This window comes from Thiosulfativibrio zosterae (assembly GCF_011398155.1).
GTDB classification, from domain to species: domain Bacteria; phylum Pseudomonadota; class Gammaproteobacteria; order Thiomicrospirales; family Thiomicrospiraceae; genus Thiosulfativibrio; species Thiosulfativibrio zosterae.
Genome location: NZ_AP021888.1, coordinates 852,110 through 869,951, shown reverse-complemented (window position 1 = coordinate 869,951; position 17,842 = coordinate 852,110). Strand labels below are relative to the sequence as shown.

The following is a 17,842-nucleotide window of genomic DNA, read 5'->3' as shown; positions in this document are numbered from 1 at the left end:
CATTTTTAGGGTGTTTTAACGCTTAAAAACTTAATTTGAACCTCAAAAAAAACCGCACAGTGTGCGGTTTGAATGGATTGCTTAGCTTAAACGAAAGTTACAGCAAAACTTTCTCAACGCCACCGGATTCAAGCTTTTGAATAAACTCTTTGTTCCAGTGGTCGCCATAACGGTTTTTCATCAACTCAACGACGATATAGTCAGTTTGTAACCCGGTCGCTTCTTCATAACGGTTTAACCCTTGTTGACACGCAGGACAAGCCGTTAAAATTTTAACGCTGCCATCTTTAACTCGCGACTCACCCGTTAAACTGATTAAACCTTTAGTCAATTCAGCCTCTTTGCGGAAACGCAATTGGTGCGCAATATCTGGACGACTGGTTGCCAAAGTACCCGCTTCACTGCAGCAACGATCTGAAAACCCCACTTCTGATTTTAACAAGTCTTTCGCGACGGTCGTACCATCCATGATTTTCATTGGGTCATGGCAAGGTGCGTGATACAAATATTTTTTACCCGTCGCGTTATCTAGCCCCATGCCTTTTTCGGTTAGAAATTCGTGAATATCCAACAAACGACAACCTGGGAAAATACGCTCAAACTCATATTTGGTGAGCTGGTCATAACAAGTTCCACAAGATACGATGACCGTTTTAATGTCCAAATAGTTAAGCGTATTGGCCACACGATGGAACAAAGCACGATTTTCAGTGGTGATTTGTGAGCTCTTATGCGCTAAACCGGCTGCAGCTTGCGGATAACCACAACATAAATACCCTGGCGGCAAGACCGTTTGCACCCCTGCATCATATAAAGAAGCAATGGTTGCCAAACCGATATCGCTAAACAGACGCTCTGAACCACACCCAGGGAAGTAGAACACGGCTTCAGCATCTTCAGTGACATCCGCTCGACGCACAATGGGCACTTGGGTTGCATCTTCAATACCCAATACTCGGCGATAACTACTTTGATTAGGCCCAGTATTTAATGGCTTACGCACAAAGTTAATCACCTGCTGTTGAATAGGCGCAGGTTCTGAGGTGCTAGATGGCAAACTGTTTTTGCGAGAAACCAAACCGAGTAAACGACCCGCTTTGTAACCCGCTGTCATCGCCAAAGCGCCCCAACCAATCATGGTTTTACGCAAAACATTAATCGTCAGCGGATTGGTGGTGTTTAAAAAGTAAATAGCCGCTTTAACCATCCAGCTGGTGCGCTTTTGACCCATGTCTGTCAAGATAGTACGCATCCGAATCGACACATCACCAAAATCGATATCCACAGGACAAGGATTGGCACACTTATGGCAAGTGGTACAGTGATCTGCCACATCGTTCATGGCATCAAAGTGATGCAATGAAATACCGCGGCGAGTTTGCTCCTCATACAAGAAAGCCTCAATGACTTGACCTGTTGCCAAAATTTTATTGCGGGGTGAATATAATAAATTCGCACCCGGAATATGGGTTTGACAAACAGGCTTACATTTACCGCAGCGCAAGCAATCTTTAATGTCGTTATTGAGTTCATCCAAAGCGTGCGCTTCAAGAATTAAAGCTTCTTGCTGAACCAAGTGCAGTGAGGGCGTATAAGCATTATCCAAACCTGAGCCTGGCATGAGTTTGCCTTTGTTGAAGTGACCATTTGGGTCAACTTCGTTTTTATAGGCTACAAAAGCGGCAATTTTAGATTCATCCAAATATTGCATCTTGGTCAAACCAATACCGTGCTCCCCAGAAATAACCCCATCTAAGCGCTTAGCAACTGCCATGATGCGGTCAACAACCGCTTCGGCCTGGTGAATCATGGCGTAATTATTGGAGTGCACTGGGATATTGGTGTGGATATTGCCATCGCCCGCATGCATGTGTAACGCCACAAACAAGCGCGCATTACGAATCTCACCATGCAGGGTTTTGACTTTTTTGTGCAGCGCTTCAAAGTCATTACCGATAAAGGTTTCTTTTAAAAACTTCAAGACTTCTTGTTTGTAAGAAATCACCAACTCACGACGCAACAGTAAATTCAAAAGGGTATCGCCCTCTTTAAAGTGCGCACGCTCTTCGTCAAATAATTGCCCTTGAAACTCAGTCACCGGCGTGTCTAAATTTAACAACACACTTTTCCAACGCAACTCAACTTGCTCTAATTTAGCGCGGGTTCCGGCAACCTTCGCATTAAAGTGTTGCGCCGGTGCTTGGGCCGTTTCAAAGTCGTCTTTGATTTTATATTCCGCAATATCACCGGCAAAATACTGCTTAAGTGCGGCCAAAATTTCGAGTTTATTCTCAATCGATTTCTCGATATTGATGCGCTCTATCTCAATGTTATATTCATTGAGTTTCTCTAGCGGAATCACCACGTCTTCATTAATTTTAAATGCATTGGTATGTTTAGAAATCGCCGCGGTACGCGAACGGTCTGCCCAAAAACGCTTACGCGCTTCTGCAGAAACCGCAATAAAACCTTCGGCGTTGCGTTTATTGGCTAAATCGACAATTTCTTGGCAAGCCTTGGCTACTTCAAAACCATTCTCACCACTGACATCGGCCAACAAAATCATTTTTGGCAAGCCTTTACGATCCGCTTTGGTGTTGTAATTAACGGCTTTAATATAGCGGTCATCCAAATGCTCTAAACCAGATAACAAAATCCCTTCAGGCTTTTTAGACTCGATGTATTGGGTAATTTCAACAATTGCAGGTACCGCCAAACTGAGGTCTGTACCAAAAAACTCTAAGCAAACGGTACGGGTATGCGAAGGCATACGATGCACAATAAAGCGCGCAGAGGTGATAATCCCGTCACAGCCTTCTTTTTGAACGCCCGGAATACCACTTAAAAACTTATCGGTTACATCTTTGCCTAAACCCGCTTTTCTAAAACTAGAGCCGGGCATTTCTAAAAAGGTAGGCTCACCCACTGGGGTTTTACCGTCTTTTTCATAGCGGGTTAAACGGAAAGAAACCGTTTTCTGATCTTGTAGCTTGCCTAAATTATGGTTCAGACGCTCAATTTCTAACCAGCGCGCATCTGGCATGACCATCTTCCAAGAAGCTAGGTTATCGAGTGTTGTTCCCCATAAAACGGCTTTTTTACCACCGGCGTTCATGGCGATATTACCGCCAATGCAAGAGGCATCTTGTGAAGTCGGGTCTACCGCAAATACATACCCAAAGCGTTCGGCTTGCTCAGAAACTCGGCGAGTCACCACACCCGCGCCCGTTTGAATGGTTGGCACTTTTCCAATGCCAGGCAAGTCAACCTGCTCAACCAAACTCATATATTCAAGCTTTTCAGTATTAATCACCACTGATTCTTGATGTAACGGAATCGCACCACCGGTATAGCCTGTTCCCCCACCTCGTGGAATCATAGTCAAACCTAAATGGATACACGCATCGACGATATAAGCCACTTCTGCTTCTGTGTCTGGCGAAACCACCACCAAAGGCAGCTCTACACGCCAGTCAGTCGCATCAGTTGCGTGAGAAACACGCGCCAGCCCGCCAAAATCAATATTATCTGTGCGGGTAAACTTGCTGAGTTCTTTGCGAACTTTGGCTCGCATGGCAATTTGCGCAGGAAACCAATCGGCAAATATTTTGACGGCATCTCGAACGCTCTGCAAAAGGTTTGCAGCCACTTCATTACCATTTAAACGGTTCTCAACTTGCTGTAATCGGTGATAAAGCGCTTTAATCAAAGCATCACGGCGTTTGGGGTTTTCAATTAAATCCCCTTGAATATAAGGGTTTCGAGTAACCACCCACATATCCCCAAGCACTTCAAACAACATACGAGCCGATCGCCCAGTACCACGAGAATCTCTTAAAGACTCAATCGTCTGCCAACAAGTTTCGCCCAAGAAACGCTTAACAATTTCTTTGTCTGAGAAAGATGTGTAGTTGTAGGGGATTTCGCGGATTCTAGATGACATAGGAGTTCCAAGTTTTACAGCTAAATATTAGTAAAGTATTATAAGCGAAAACCGACTATTAAAGTCGGTTTTGAAAATATTGTCACAGGTTTTAAGGCGCGCTAAATACCTTATTTTATGTGGTTATTCTGCACGGCGCTTCTGTTGCTTAGCGCGCTTGTTTTTGCGTTTAATAAAATTATTCGTGGCCTGCTCTTCCGATTTACCCTTACGATGTATCACCATTTTTTTGCGATCTTTGAAAGGGTTTTCGGTCACTTTAAAATCAATCATCACCGGGGTGCCCACCCACTTAAAGGCTTTACGGAAAACACCCATCAGATATTTCACATAAGAGCTCGGCAGTTTATCTACCTGATTACCATGAATAATCACGCGTGGCGGATTCAAGCCACCCAAATGGGCATAACGCAGTTTGACACGACTGGTTCCAATCATAGGAGGTTGGTGATCTAAAACAGCCTGCTCTAAAACACGGTTAAGTTCAGAGGTTGAAACCTTGCGCATGGCCGCTTCATAAACGGTTTTGACTGTACGGAATAAATCCCCAACCCCTGTGCCGTGTAAGGCTGAAATCAAATGCTGTTTAGCATAGTCCACGAACACCAACTTAAACTCAAGCTCATGCTTGATTTTATTGCGCTGTTCTTGGGTTAAGTGATCCCACTTATTAATGGCAATGACCAAACCACGGCCTGACTCTAACGCTAAACCCAAAAGTGTTAAATCTTGGTCAGTAACCCCTTCTGAACCATCCATTACCAAAATAACAACATTGGAATCTGACATGGCTTCAATGGCTTTAACAATACTGAACTTTTCAATTTTTTCAGAAATGTTTTTACGGCGGCGCACCCCTGCGGTATCAATCAGCGTGTATAAATCGCCGTCACGCTCAAAAGGTACAAAAATACTGTCGCGCGTGGTACCCGGCATATCAAATGCCACCACTCTATCTTCACCAATCATGCGATTGATTAAGGTGGATTTCCCCACATTAGGACGCCCGATAACCGCGACACGAATCCCCGGATGTTCGTCTAATTCAAACTCAGCTTGTTCTTCGTCAAAATTATGCAAACTCGATAATATATCATCTAAAGACTCGTGAACATTATCGCCATGTGCGGAAGAAATCACATAAGGATCTCCCAAGCCCATTTGATAAAACTCTGCTGTAATCTGCTCACGCTCATGACCTTCAGCTTTGTTGACCATCAAATGAATAGGCTTGTTGAATTGGCGCAGGTATTTGGCAATACTTTCATCAGCAGGCAAAAGTCCTGTGCGACCATCCACCAAAAACAAAACCGCGTCAGAATCTTCAATGGCGGTTTTAACTTGGTTTGCCATTAACGGATCAACGCCTTCATCCTCACCGCTCAAACCGCCGGTATCCACCACGATATAAGGGATATGACCAACTCTTCCCGTACCATACTGGCGGTCGCGGGTTAAGCCCGGGTAATCAGCCACGATGGCATCACGCGTGCGTGTTAAACGATTAAATAATGTAGACTTACCCACATTTGGGCGGCCTACTAGGGCAATAACAGGTTTACTCACAATGCTCTCTCTTGCGGAAACCGCAAACAGTTTAAATCAGACTAAGGCGCTGATTTTTGAATTATTTTTAAAGGATCTTCTGGGTGTTTAAAAAGGTACCAATTAGACGGTTTAATACGGTAGGCACTGACGATACCATCCACATCTTGAATATAAATTCGGTTGTCGTCCTGCATCACGCGGACAATTTTATCGCCGGTTCCATAATTATTGGATACCCGAGATCTGGCAAATTCTGAACCGTCAATTTTATCAATCCAAAACACATAGCCCTGACCATCCGCCAACAACAATTGATCGGAGTTGTAACTTAACACATCGGTTAAAACTCGATATTTATAAGCATCTTTGCGCCACACTTCTGTGCCATTAGCCACATCAAATGCGCTTAAAATATCGTCTTCATCGACCAAGTAAACCCGGCTTTCATCCACCACAAAATCTCTAAAGCCAGACACTGGCTTGCTCCAATAGAGATTACCGGTTTGAGGATTCAAAGACACTAATTGCCCGTGGTAGCCCAACACAAATAACCGCCCTTGCGTCAAAATCAATTGAGACTGCAAATCGACCATGCGCTCTAAATCGGTACGCCCCTTTGGTATAGCCACTTGAGTACGCCATAAACGCTCACCTGACTTGGCGCTTAAGGCTTCAACATAACCCGATTCCCAACCAACATAAACGACATCATCATGAATGGTAATCGGTGCTATCCCTCTTAAAGAAAGATTAGGTAATTGATGATCAACAACCCATTTAACTTTACCCGTGGACGCTTTAACGGCATTTAATTTTCCATCCACCGTTCTAACATAAATATCACCATCAGCGACCACGGCACGGCTTAAAACCTCACTGGATAATTGTGTTTGCCAAACCAACTGACCCGTTTTTTTCGACAAGGCTATCAAACTGCCTTTTGCAGTGCCTAGGATGAGATTTTCTTCCTCAACCGTTGGACCTGAAATCAAGGGTTGATCAAACTTTTGTTGCCAAACAATTTGATCCTGCCAACGGGTTTTAGTTGATTTGGTCACTGCCGTTAACAAACCAGAAGGGGTTGCAAAATAAACTTGTTGGTCGTCAGCGCCAAAATACAACCCTTCGCTATCTGAATAGGCAAACTGGTCTAAAGTTAACTGCCAATCTCTTTGCAATTCTAAGGGGGATGACATTTCTGCTAAAGGTGTCGGAACACGCACAATCTTGGCAGAAGAACAGGCCGTTAAGCCCAACATAGAAACCATTAACCAAACAAAAGTTTGAGGTTTTAATAACGACCCAATTAAATTTATCATGTTCATTACTGTGCTATGTCATCCAACTGCAAGCGTGCCAAAGTTGCAAGATTGGTAGAAGTTTCTTGATTATCCAGCACTGCTTTTAAATGGGTGCGTGCCTGATCCAAATCTTTTTGCGCCAAAAACAATTCCGCTAAGGCATAATCTAAATTCGCTTGCTCGGCAGTTGATAACTTAAGCGTTTTTGCTTGCGTTAAGGCATTTTTTGCCTCATCCAAATTGCCAGCTTGCTGTTGTAATTGCGCAAGTCTTAAGCGAGAAATCAGTTTTAAGCTTGAGTCAGGTGCATTTGCCATCACCCAGTCTAATTGCTCCACTGCTTTATCCATCTCTTGCTTGTCAGCATAAAATTTGGCCAATAGCAAAGCGGTGCCTGTCGCATAAGGGCTGTCTGGCTGCTCTTCCATCAGCTTCAAACCATCGCGCGCCACATCCCCAAATTGACCTTGTTCCATCTTAATTTGCAACACTTCAAAAGTACTTGAGGCCATAACGGCTTTAGACAAGGTTTGATTTTGCCAATAATTCCAACCTGCCCAAGCAATTGAAATAGCCAAAAGGCCTGACAATAACGAAGTGCCGTTTGCTTTCCACCAGTCTTTTAACGCTTGGACTTGTTCATCATCAGATTCATAACGACTCATTGCTTATTCCTTACACTTTATTTTTTATTTTTTGTTGATTTTAAATTTCTGAAAATTCTTGGGCCAAAGTTTCGACAAGGGCATCCCATGCAACCACTTTTTGCGCTTGATCAGTTCGCAAGGGTTTAACAACAATAGTTTGTTGCGTCACTTCATCATCACCTAACACCAGTGCAAACGAGGCGCCTGATTTATCGGCCTTTTTAAACTGACTCTTAAAACTCCCGCCCCCGCAATTCATTTGAATGCGTAATTCCGGAAAGGCATCTCGCAGACTTTCTGCCAAAACCATACCCGGTCTTTGAACCTGTTCACCCACTAACACCATATAAATGTCTTGGGCACTGGTTTCAGGAACAACACCTTGATCAATCAGTAAAGCCATCAAGCGCTCTATACCCATTGCAAACCCAACGGCTGGGGTTGGCTTGCCGCCAATTTGCTCAACCAAACCATCGTAGCGCCCACCCGCACAGACCGTTCCTTGTGCGCCGAGTTCCGTGGTAACCCATTCAAAAACCGTACGATTATAGTAGTCTAAACCCCTAACCAAGTTAGGGTTCACGACATAATCAATACCTAAATCTTCTAAATGATTCTTTAAATGCTCAAAGTGCTCAATAGACTCTGCATCTAAATGCTCAAGCAACTTTGGCGCATTGGCCACCAGCGTTTTTAAGTCTGGATTTTTAGTGTCCAAAATTCTTAAAGGGTTTGTCGTTAAACGACGCAAGCTGTCTTCGTCCAACTCTGCACGGTGAGCCTCAAAGTAAGCAACCAGAATATCTCGGTAAGCGGCACGCGACTCTTGAGAGCCCAGTGAATTAATTTGCAACTCAAGATTTTCTAAGCCTAATTTTTCCCAAAGGCGTGCAGACAAAGCAATCAACTCGGCATCCGCATCCACCGAAGCCAGCCCAAAAACTTCAACACCAAACTGGTTAAACTGGCGATAACGCCCTTTTTGAGGTCTTTCGTAACGGAACATCGGCCCCATATAAAACAGCTTTTGGATCTGGTTATGAGCCAAGCCGTTTTCAATCACGGCTCGAACACACCCTGCGGTTCCTTCTGGGCGCAGCGTCAAGCTGTCATTATTACGATCATTAAAAGTGTACATCTCTTTTTCGACAATATCGGTGACTTCCCCAATACTGCGACAAAATAATTCTGTTTTTTCGACAATCGGCAAACGAATAGATTGAAAACCATACTGCTGTAAAACGGCCTGTGCCGTTTCGGTTACAAAATCAAATGCGATTGCTTGTTGACCATGAATATCATTCATGCCGCGAATGGCTGATATTTGTGCCACCTGACTTCCTTTATGATAATTTTATCGCTCAGCTGAGCGTTTAACGCCTACCGTTTATCAGAAACTAAATCCCTGACAAAAGGCTGTAAATAATTAAAACCGCTATCACACCTATTAGCAGACTCAATAGGATTTTGGTGTTAGTCAACTTCATCAATTGAGAAGGCTGTTGACCAATGGTTTTTAAGCTGGATTCCAACTCGGGTTGACCTTGCAAATCAGCCTCATAAGGCTGCAGAGAAACCTCTAAGAGTTCTGCATAATTTCTTAAGTAGCCTCTTTGAAACGGTGTTAGCACGGTTAAATTCAGCGGCTCATTTTCAAACGCGGCTAAATGACGCTCTGCCACCTTTAGGGTTTCAGACACCTGAACCAATGAAAGCTTTTTTTGTAAGCGCGCTTTTTTTAAAGCCTCACTTAACCCACTAGACTCGATGCTTTCTGAAGATTCAATGCGTTCTGTCATAGTGTTTTTTTCCTTTTTTGGTGAAACAATCAGCTTAAAGCTTTTCTGCGGTTCTTTTGGTTCTGTCTTTGACCTTGCCAGCCAACTGTCCACAAGCGGCATCAATGTCATCGCCGCGGGTTTTTCTGACGGTACAATTTAACCCTGCCTGCATCAAAACATCTTGAAAGCGGTGAATGGCATTATTAGATGAACGCTGATATTGCGTGTTTGGAAAAGGATTAAACGGAATCAAATTCACTTTACAGGGCAAATCACCTAACAAAGCCACTAACTCATGCGCATGCTCTAAGCGATCATTAACCTGATCTAACATGACATATTCAACGGTCACGTGCTTTTTGCTATGGCCATCAGCAACATAATCATGCAAAGCGGGCATTAATTGCTCTAATGGATACTTCTGATTAATTGGGACCAAAATATCGCGCAGTGCATTATTGGGTGCATGTAATGAGATGGCCAAACTGACATCTAACTCTTCTTTAATCATGCCAATCGCAGGTACAACCCCTGAGGTACTGATGGTGACACGGCGTTTGGACAAACCATAAGCATTGTCATCCATCAAGATTCTGGCGCTTGGAAATGTATGGGTAACATTCAAAAGAGGTTCACCCATGCCCATAAAGACCACATTTGAAATAATGCGCTCTTCTTTGGGCTTACAACCTAAGGCTTTGTTTGCGACCCACATTTGCGCGATGATTTCCCAGTTTTCTAGGTTGCGGTTAAACCCCTGCTGACCCGTTGAGCAAAAAGTACACTCCAGAGCACAACCAACTTGAGAAGAAATACACAAAGTACCACGAGATTTTTCGGGGATAAAAACCGCTTCGACACAATTATGATTATCAACTTCTAGTAACCACTTTATCGTGCCATCTGCGGAACGCTGCTCTTCAATCAACTTTGGGGTGCGTATCACAGCTTTTTGCTGAAGTTTTTCTCTAAGCGCCTTACTTAAATTGCTCATTTCCTCAAAATCGCTCACGCCAAACTGATGAATCCACTTCATGACTTGGGTGGCACGAAAAGGTTTCTCTCCAATTTTGGTGAAAAACGCTTCCAAGGCTTGTCTATCCATACCGAGCAGGTCGACTTTATTTTCAAAAGTGACCGAACCTAGTGAAACTTCAGCAATACTCAACGCACAACAACCTTATCTTAAACACAATTCAGTTTGACTGAAAAAATAGCTGATTTCACGCGCCGCACTGGCTGGAGAATCTGAACCATGCACCGAATTCTCACGCATATTCAGCGCAAAATCTTTACGAATGGTTCCCATATCGGCTTTCTCTGGATTGGTTGCACCCATGATTTGACGATTTAAAGCGATAGCATTTTCTCCGGCCAAAACCTGAACCACTATCGGACCCGAAATCATATAAGCCACCAAAGGCTCGTAAAAATCTCTGCCTTTATGCTCAGCATAAAAACCTTCGGCTTGCGCTTGAGTTAATTGCAACATTTTGGAGGCAACCACTTTAAGACCTTGGGCTTCAAATCTACTGATAATTTGACCTGTCAAATTACGGCTAACCGCATCTGGCTTAATTATAGAAAAGGTGGTTTCTAACACGAGAACTCCCAAGAATTTTAAAAAACGCTATTTTAACAAGCTAACCAATAAATTGCAGAAAAACCACTCAAGTAAAATCTCAACGGCTAAAAACAAAAAAGCCCTGACTCTAGCAGGGCTCTTTTACCGGCAACAAGGTGTGTCAATTAAACCGTAAAGGATTCACCACAGCCGCAGCTGTCTTTGACATTGGGGTTATTAAATTCAAACCCTTCATTCAACAAACTCTCTTTGACATAATCGAGTTCCATACCATTCACATTAGTTAAGCTTTTTTTGTCAACCACCACCTTGACACCGAAGCTCTCAAACACTTCATCATCTTCAGTGACTTCATCCGCGTAATCCACAACATAAGAGAAACCCGCACAACCACTGACTTTGGTACTCAATTTTAACCCTAAACCATGCCCTCTTTTGCTGAGCATGGTGCGAACGCGTTGCGCCGCAGATTCTGTTAAGGTAACCGACATATTACTTCCTAGTTTTATTTAACTTTTTCAATTTTAAATTAAGCATATTCCAAAATGGAAGTCTTAGGCAAACTTTATTTCTTTAACTTTAGAACGCTTATCTATCAATTGCTGTAGAGAAATATGCTCTAAAAAGCCATCAATCATGTCGCTTAAATCCGACCATAGCTCATGAGATAAACACTCCACACCACCTTGACAGTTTTGCTTACCTTTACATTTTCGAGAATCCATATTCTCGTTCATGGCCGTGATAATTTGGCTGACACTGATTTGTGAAGCGTCACGACTTAAGCGATAACCGCCCCCAGGGCCGCGCGCGCTCAGCACTAAATCAGACTTTTTAAGCTTGGCAAAAATTTGCTCTAAGTAAGACAATGAAATATCCTGGCGCTCCGAAATCATGGAAAGCGTAATCGGACCAGAGGCTTGGTTTAACGCAATATCCAACATGGCAGTCACTGCATAACGCCCTTTAGAGGTGAGCTTCATAAAAACATCCTTAAATTCCTAGGTTTTGAGTCAGGATTATACAATAACCCAGCAAATCACTCAAGATTTATCCGCCTAGGAATATGTTTTTAATCCTTACTATGAAGATGCGCCGCTTGCTTAGGATCTTCTGGCTCCAGAACCGCTTCTTGCAAACTTGGCATCTCCATATCAACCGCATGCCCACCCAATCGCTTAACTTCTTTATTCAAGGCATCCAACTTTTCGTCTTGCACCTGAATATGATCTAGCAAACTGTAAATCGCTTTTTCAATCGGATCTTCCATATCAGGACTGATACCATAGGCATCAAACCCCATTTTTTCCGCCATTTTTTGGCGACGCTTTTCTTTTTCAGTGCGTTCTCTATCGACCACACGCCCCGGAATCCCAACCACGGTATGCCCTTCAGAGATGGACTTTAAAACCACCGCATTAGAACCCACCCGGACATTATCCCCAATCTCAATCGGCCCCAGTACTTTAGCCCCAGCGCCCACCACAACCCCATTACCCAGTGTGGGGTGACGCTTACCTTCCTTCCAACTGGTTCCACCTAAGGTTACGCCGTGATATAAAGTGCAGTCGTCACCAATCTCTGCCGTCTCACCAATCACCACGCCCATGCCATGGTCAATAAAAAAACGATTGCCAATTTTGGCGGCTGGATGAATTTCTATGCCCGTAAACCAGCGCGCAAACCCTGACAGCCAGCGGGCTAACCACTTCCAGTTTTTATGCCACAAAAAATGCGTCATGCGATAAAACAACATAGCGTGCAAACCCGGATAAGTGGTCAACACTTCAAATTTATTTCGCGCCGCAGGGTCTCGCTCAAAAACGCAATTAATATCCGACTTAATTCTTTCAAACATCTTTGGATTCCAATAAAGATTTTAATTTTTGGGCTTGGCGCTGCGCTGCCGTTAAAATGCCCCGCAAAATATCCAATTCCCGCACATCCAGTTGTGCGCGATTAAATAAACGGCGCATACGGCGCATAAAACGGGTGTTTTTAGCGGTTTCTAAAAAGGCTATATCAATTAACCCTTGCTGCAAATGCTGGTAAAACCCTTCCAGTTGCTCTGCCGTGGCCAAATCATGCTTATAGCCCTTTAATTCCGCTTCATTTTTAAGATTAGCCGCCATTAAAAACTCATAAGCAAATACCTGTACCGCCGCGGCAATATTCAGTGAAGAATAATGCGGATTCGAAGGAATGTGTGCCAAATAATGACATTTATCCATTTCTAAGTTACTTAATCCCGAATCTTCTCGGCCAAACAAAATGGCAATTTGCCCATCTTGTGCATCGGTAATTTGCATCGCCATTGCCGCCGTTTCGCGAACATCCATTTGTGGCCAAGACACTTTGCGCAAACGCGCACTCGCACCCACCACCACCTGACAGCCGGCAACCGCCTCTTCTAAGGTTGCAAAAACTTGAGCGCTATTAAGCACATCTGCCGCACTCGATGCCCTTGCTGAGGCTACTTGACTGGGATATTCTTTGGGATTAACCAACACTAATTGACTCAAACCCATATTTTTCATGGCACGCGCCACCGCACCAATATTGCCTGGGTGAGAGGTTTCTATCAGCACAATTTTTATTTTTGCTAAATTAGGATGCGTTGTGTAATCTTCAGTCATGCTTTTCCGCTATAATTATAGAAATGTACAATTCGTAATCTTTAACATTTTAACAGAGAACCCAAAACCCTATGCATCCCATTTTAAATGTCGCCGTTATGGCCGCCAAAGACGCGGGTGAGTTTATCGCCAACCAACTACAAAACCTTGACCAACTCACCATTGAGAAAAAAGGTCGCAGTGATTATGTCAGCGAAGTCGATAAACACGCCGAACGCATTATTATGGACACCATTAAAAAGTTCTACCCCAAGCACAATATCTTGGCAGAAGAATCTGGTGCACAGCAAAACAACTCTGATTTTGAATGGATTATCGACCCTCTAGATGGTACGACCAACTTTTTGCATGGCTTCCCACACTTTTCAGTGTCGATTGCGGTCCGTGAAAAAGGCAAGTTAATGCACGGCGTGGTTTACGACCCGATTCGTGACGAACTATTCAGTGCCAGCCGCGGCGCCGGTGCCCGCATGAATAACTACCGCATTCGTGTTAGCGATCAAAAAAACCTAGAAGATTCCTTATTGGCCACCGGTTTTCCTTATTATCAATTTGATTATATGGATGCCTATATTGAAACTTTTAAAGCCTTTATGACATCAACTGCGGGTTTACGCCGTCCAGGTTCTGCAGCACTCGACATGGCTTATGTGGCCTGTGGTCGTGTTGATGGTTACTGGGAAATGAATCTTAAACCTTGGGATGTTGCAGCTGGCGCGCTGATTGTTCAAGAAGCAGGCGGATTAGTGACCGACCTGCGTGGCGGCGATAAATATTTAGAAACGGGAAATATTATTGCCGCCAACCCAAAAATGTTGAAAGAAATGGCTAAAATTACCACTAAACACATTCCAGAACAATTTCGCAAATAACGCTCGCCTTACTCTTTTTAAGCCAGCAAAAAACCTTAAAAGCCGCCAAAAATGACCAGGCCTGGTCAAATTTGACGGCTTTTGGCTTATAGATGTTTAATTTTTAGGTGCTTAATTTAAACCCTTTAAAACCGCTAATAACATCGCACTTACGGTATCTTCTGCCATCGCCAAACCTATCTTTTTTTGGCCATCCACATCCAATAATACATAAGCCATGGCTCGGGCATTTTTGCCAACATCCATCGCTTCATGCATGGCATGTTCCGCATAATCCAACACATCTACCACTTGCCCCGTAGAGTTTTGCCATGCATCACACAAAGCGCACAAGGTGCCTTTACCTCTCCCTTCTAAGATTTGCTGCTCATAATCCAAACGAATGGTTTCCATCTCGCCTGCTTTGCCAATCTGGTAGTTAGAGATATTGGGCTTTTTTTCCGTTAAGGCATAATGTATTAAAAATGCCTGATATAAATTTTTATGACTGATCACACCGCCCTGCTTTTCAGCTAAGGCTTGAGCCACAGGTGCAAAGTCAATTTGCAACCATTTGGGCAGCTTTAAACCATATTCTTGCTCCAACACAAAAGCGGCGCCGGCTTTACCCGACTGACTATTAACGCGAATCACCGCCTCATAATCGCGCCCCACATCTTTTGGATCAATCGGCAAATAAGCCACCTGCCACGGCTCATCTGCTTGTTGTTTTAACAAGCATTTACGAATGGCATCTTGATGACTCCCCGAATAGGCGGTATAAACCACTTCACCCACCCAAGGATGACGCATATGAGTTTTGATTTGCGTCACCTCCTCAACCACGGCCATCCACTCATCTGGATTACTCAAGTTCAATTCAGGATCAATGCCTTCACTGTACAAGTTCATCGCCAAGGTCACGATATCCATATTACCGGTGCGCTCACCGTTACCTAATAAAGTACCTTCAATACGGTCAGCACCGGCCAATAAAGCCAATTCAGCTGCCGCCACCGCACAACCACGGTCGTTATGCGTGTGAATGGAAATCAATGCCGATGCTCGATTGGGCAGATGACGAATAAAATACTCCACTTGATCGGCAAACCGATTGGGCGAGGTGCTTTCCACTGTGGCAGGCAAATTCAAAATACATGGATTTTCAGGTGTAGGTAGCCAAACATCCATGACCGCTTCGCAAACTTCCACCGCATAAGCGGTTTCGGTTTGCGAGAAACTTTCGGGCGAATACTGAAAAATAAACTGGCTAACAGGCGACTGTTGCTGAGCAGCTTGCGCATAATTTTTAACCCATAGCGCGCCCTGCTCCGCCATGGCTTTAATCTCTGCTTTGCTTTTTTCAAACACTCTTTCACGCTGTACAATCGAGGTGGTATTGTAAACATGTACTACCGCTTGTTTAACGCCTTGTAACGCTTCATAGGTGCGCTTAATTAAATGCTCACGCGCTTGCACCAACACTTGAATAGTGACATCCTCAGGGATTAAGTTCTCTTCAATTAAGCGGCGCGTAAAATCAAACTCGACTTGGCTGGCAGACGGAAAACCCACTTCAATGGTTTTGAATCCCATTTTGACCAACTCATGCCAAAGTTTAAGCTTTTGCTCAACCGTCATAGGATTGGCCAAAGCTTGATTGCCATCACGCAAATCCACACTGACCCATAAGGGTGCTTTGACCAAGCGTTGATTGGGCCATTGGCGATCGGGTAAATCTGGAGTGACTGTTGGTTGATATTTAGCAAATTTCAAGATGAGCATCCTTTTTAAATAGATGGTGGATTAAGGCTTATCTTAAAGGCTTTGCTTAGGCATAAGATTGCAAATATTGCGACTCTTACCCATATATTAACAATTTAATGCTAATATTAATGACATTATCAACCGAATCATTCAAGGATATTCAAAATGCACCTAGACCGCTACGATTCTGCCACTTTAAACCTCTTGCAAAATAATGGTCGCCTCAGCAATCAAGAAATCGCAGATGCAATCGGCTTGTCGCCTTCGGCTTGTTTGCGGCGTTTTAAAGCGCTCGAAGCCAGTGGCGTAATTTTGGGTTATCGCACCTTATTAGATGCTAAAACTTTGGGATTGGATTTGATGGCATTGATTCACATCTCAATGGATAAACACACCAAAGAGCGTTTTCAAAGTTTTGAAGCCGAAGTGCAAGCCTTGCCGAATATATTGGAATGCTTATTATTGACGGGACAATCCGCAGATTATCAACTTAAGGTCGTGGTGAAAGATTTGGAGGCTTATCAAGATTTGTTACTGAATCATGTGACGCAAATTGAAGGTGTCAGCGGCGTGCATACCAGTTTTGTGTTGCGTAAAGTGATTGATAAAACCGCTTTGCCGCTTTAATAAAAATGGCAAAACTCTCTAAAACTGGCTCAAAATCAACCAGGCCTGGTCAAACTCCCGCGGCTTTTGAGGTTTTTAGAGACCTAAACCTCAAACCGATAAGACATTAAAATGGCATGCTCGCGTCCGGTTTGAGTTCGGTAATAATTGGGGCGTTTGCCATCGACTTTAAACCCAATTTTTTCATACAAATGAATTGCAGCATCATTAGACTCTCTGACTTCCAATAGCACTACCGCATATTTGGATTCTGCAAACTGCTCCAACAACGCCAGCATGGCCGCCTGGCCAATGCCCTGCCCATGAAAATCTGGAATCACGCAAAAGTTTAACAAGTGCAGCTCATCCAACACGGTTATAAAACAAGCATAACCCAATGGCTCTTCGTCTAAATCACAAAATACATAACACAGACCGTCATCAAGCGCTTTTAAAAAACCGTCTTCCGACCAGGGAAACTCATAGGCTTGGATTTCAGCGGCATTCACCCACAATAAATCAGATTCATCCATAGGGCGTAAGAAAGCAAAAGACATGATAAAAACCGTGAACTACTGAACCGACATCTGCAGCATGAGCTGATAGAAAGTTTTTTTGGCATAAGGGTCGGACAACATGGTCGATAAACTGGGGCAGGGTTTAACCCTTAAACCTTCTTGTAAATGCTCAGCAAGCAAAGATTCTGCATCCATTGACAAAACCCAGTCTAGCTCCATCTCCATGACTTCTTCCAAAGTAGCCATAATGGCATCTTCTGAGTTCAAAAGCAGGGTGTCATAGAAAGGTATTTGTTCAACACCCCACCCAAACACTTCAGCTATGTTTTTCCACAACTGCCATTCTAAAGACTCATCGTTTTGCCAAACTCGACTGAGATCCTCGCCAATTACAATAAAAGGCACTTTCTCAACCTGAACGCTTGACATGGCTGTCGTGGAAGCAATGGGTGCTGGTGCCGGCGTTTCTGCAACCACGACCGGCTCAACCGATTCATCTAAGGGCTCAACCATCTCTAATGGCTGAGGCACTTGATAATCTGTTTGTACCTTCGGCGGTGTTTTTAAACTGCGCGCGCTGACAAAGTTAGGATTTTCTTGCCAAGCTTGCACACCCAACTTAGCTAAAAATTCCGCTGAGAACTGAGTTTCTTTCAAAA

17 protein-coding genes are annotated in these 17,842 nt (G+C 43.7%); 2 read left to right on the top strand and 15 right to left on the bottom strand.

Going from position 1 to position 17,842, the window contains the following annotated elements:
* Positions 1-97 precede the first annotated feature (97 nt).
* The 12 genes from THMIRH_RS03705 to THMIRH_RS03650 form a co-directional block, all read right to left on the bottom strand.
* Positions 98-3,943 carry a DUF3683 domain-containing protein gene (locus tag THMIRH_RS03705; protein WP_173290824.1) on the bottom strand — a complete coding sequence of 1,282 codons (3,846 nt, stop codon included), beginning with the start codon at positions 3,941-3,943 and terminating at the stop codon, positions 98-100.
* 123 nt (positions 3,944-4,066) lie between these two features.
* Positions 4,067-5,509 carry a ribosome biogenesis GTPase Der gene (gene der / locus THMIRH_RS03700; RefSeq protein WP_173290823.1) on the bottom strand — a complete coding sequence of 481 codons (1,443 nt, stop codon included), beginning with the start codon at positions 5,507-5,509 and terminating at the stop codon, positions 4,067-4,069.
* A gap of 41 nt (positions 5,510-5,550) precedes the next feature.
* Positions 5,551-6,816, bottom strand: coding sequence for an outer membrane protein assembly factor BamB (gene bamB / locus THMIRH_RS03695; RefSeq protein ID WP_243831493.1), 1,266 nt, complete (start codon positions 6,814-6,816; stop codon positions 5,551-5,553).
* The gene (locus tag THMIRH_RS03690) at positions 6,816-7,457 is read right to left on the bottom strand and encodes a YfgM family protein (RefSeq protein WP_173290822.1); all 642 of its coding nucleotides are present in this window, start codon (positions 7,455-7,457) and stop codon (positions 6,816-6,818) included. Before THMIRH_RS03690 ends, bamB begins: the two co-directional genes overlap by 1 nt.
* 40 nt (positions 7,458-7,497) lie before the next feature.
* Positions 7,498-8,745, bottom strand: a complete 1,248-nt coding sequence (gene hisS, locus THMIRH_RS03685) for a histidine--tRNA ligase (RefSeq protein ID WP_173292377.1) — start codon at positions 8,743-8,745, stop codon at positions 7,498-7,500.
* A gap of 91 nt (positions 8,746-8,836) precedes the next feature.
* The gene (locus tag THMIRH_RS03680) at positions 8,837-9,238 is read right to left on the bottom strand and encodes a helix-turn-helix domain-containing protein (protein ID WP_173290821.1); all 402 of its coding nucleotides are present in this window, start codon (positions 9,236-9,238) and stop codon (positions 8,837-8,839) included.
* A gap of 34 nt (positions 9,239-9,272) precedes the next feature.
* On the bottom strand, positions 9,273-10,388 hold the full coding sequence (rlmN, locus tag THMIRH_RS03675; protein WP_279585851.1) for a dual-specificity RNA methyltransferase RlmN: 1,116 nt from the start codon (positions 10,386-10,388) through the stop codon (positions 9,273-9,275).
* 12 nt (positions 10,389-10,400) lie between these two features.
* Positions 10,401-10,823 (bottom strand): nucleoside-diphosphate kinase, encoded by a 423-nt coding sequence (gene ndk / locus THMIRH_RS03670; protein WP_198415244.1) that lies wholly within the window; start codon positions 10,821-10,823, stop codon positions 10,401-10,403.
* A gap of 146 nt (positions 10,824-10,969) precedes the next feature.
* Positions 10,970-11,296 carry a HesB/IscA family protein gene (locus THMIRH_RS03665; RefSeq protein WP_173290819.1) on the bottom strand — a complete coding sequence of 109 codons (327 nt, stop codon included), beginning with the start codon at positions 11,294-11,296 and terminating at the stop codon, positions 10,970-10,972.
* Between the two features lie 63 nt (positions 11,297-11,359).
* Positions 11,360-11,788, bottom strand: coding sequence for an Rrf2 family transcriptional regulator (locus THMIRH_RS03660; protein ID WP_173290818.1), 429 nt, complete (start codon positions 11,786-11,788; stop codon positions 11,360-11,362).
* 89 nt (positions 11,789-11,877) lie between these two features.
* Complete coding sequence (cysE, locus tag THMIRH_RS03655; RefSeq protein ID WP_173290817.1) at positions 11,878-12,663, bottom strand: serine O-acetyltransferase; 786 nt, start codon at positions 12,661-12,663, stop codon at positions 11,878-11,880.
* Complete coding sequence (locus THMIRH_RS03650; protein WP_173290816.1) at positions 12,656-13,441, bottom strand: RNA methyltransferase; 786 nt, start codon at positions 13,439-13,441, stop codon at positions 12,656-12,658. Before THMIRH_RS03650 ends, cysE begins: the two co-directional genes overlap by 8 nt.
* A gap of 71 nt (positions 13,442-13,512) precedes the next feature.
* On the opposite strand from THMIRH_RS03650, the gene THMIRH_RS03645 reads away from it, so the two are divergent.
* Positions 13,513-14,313 (top strand): inositol monophosphatase family protein, encoded by an 801-nt coding sequence (locus tag THMIRH_RS03645; protein WP_173290815.1) that lies wholly within the window; start codon positions 13,513-13,515, stop codon positions 14,311-14,313.
* Between the two features lie 111 nt (positions 14,314-14,424).
* Here the strand turns inward: THMIRH_RS03645 and THMIRH_RS03640 are convergent, their stop codons facing one another.
* Positions 14,425-16,077 (bottom strand): 2-isopropylmalate synthase, encoded by a 1,653-nt coding sequence (locus tag THMIRH_RS03640; protein ID WP_173290814.1) that lies wholly within the window; start codon positions 16,075-16,077, stop codon positions 14,425-14,427.
* Between the two features lie 147 nt (positions 16,078-16,224).
* On the opposite strand from THMIRH_RS03640, the gene THMIRH_RS03635 reads away from it, so the two are divergent.
* The gene (locus THMIRH_RS03635) at positions 16,225-16,686 is read left to right on the top strand and encodes an Lrp/AsnC family transcriptional regulator (RefSeq protein ID WP_173290813.1); all 462 of its coding nucleotides are present in this window, start codon (positions 16,225-16,227) and stop codon (positions 16,684-16,686) included.
* Between the two features lie 83 nt (positions 16,687-16,769).
* On the opposite strand, the gene rimI is transcribed toward THMIRH_RS03635, so the two are convergent.
* Together rimI and THMIRH_RS03625 are read right to left on the bottom strand one after the other, a co-directional pair.
* Complete coding sequence (gene rimI / locus THMIRH_RS03630) at positions 16,770-17,222, bottom strand: ribosomal protein S18-alanine N-acetyltransferase (RefSeq protein ID WP_173290812.1); 453 nt, start codon at positions 17,220-17,222, stop codon at positions 16,770-16,772.
* Between the two features lie 15 nt (positions 17,223-17,237).
* On the bottom strand, positions 17,238-17,840 hold the full coding sequence (locus THMIRH_RS03625; RefSeq protein WP_173290811.1) for a hypothetical protein: 603 nt from the start codon (positions 17,838-17,840) through the stop codon (positions 17,238-17,240).
* Positions 17,841-17,842 lie beyond the last annotated feature (2 nt).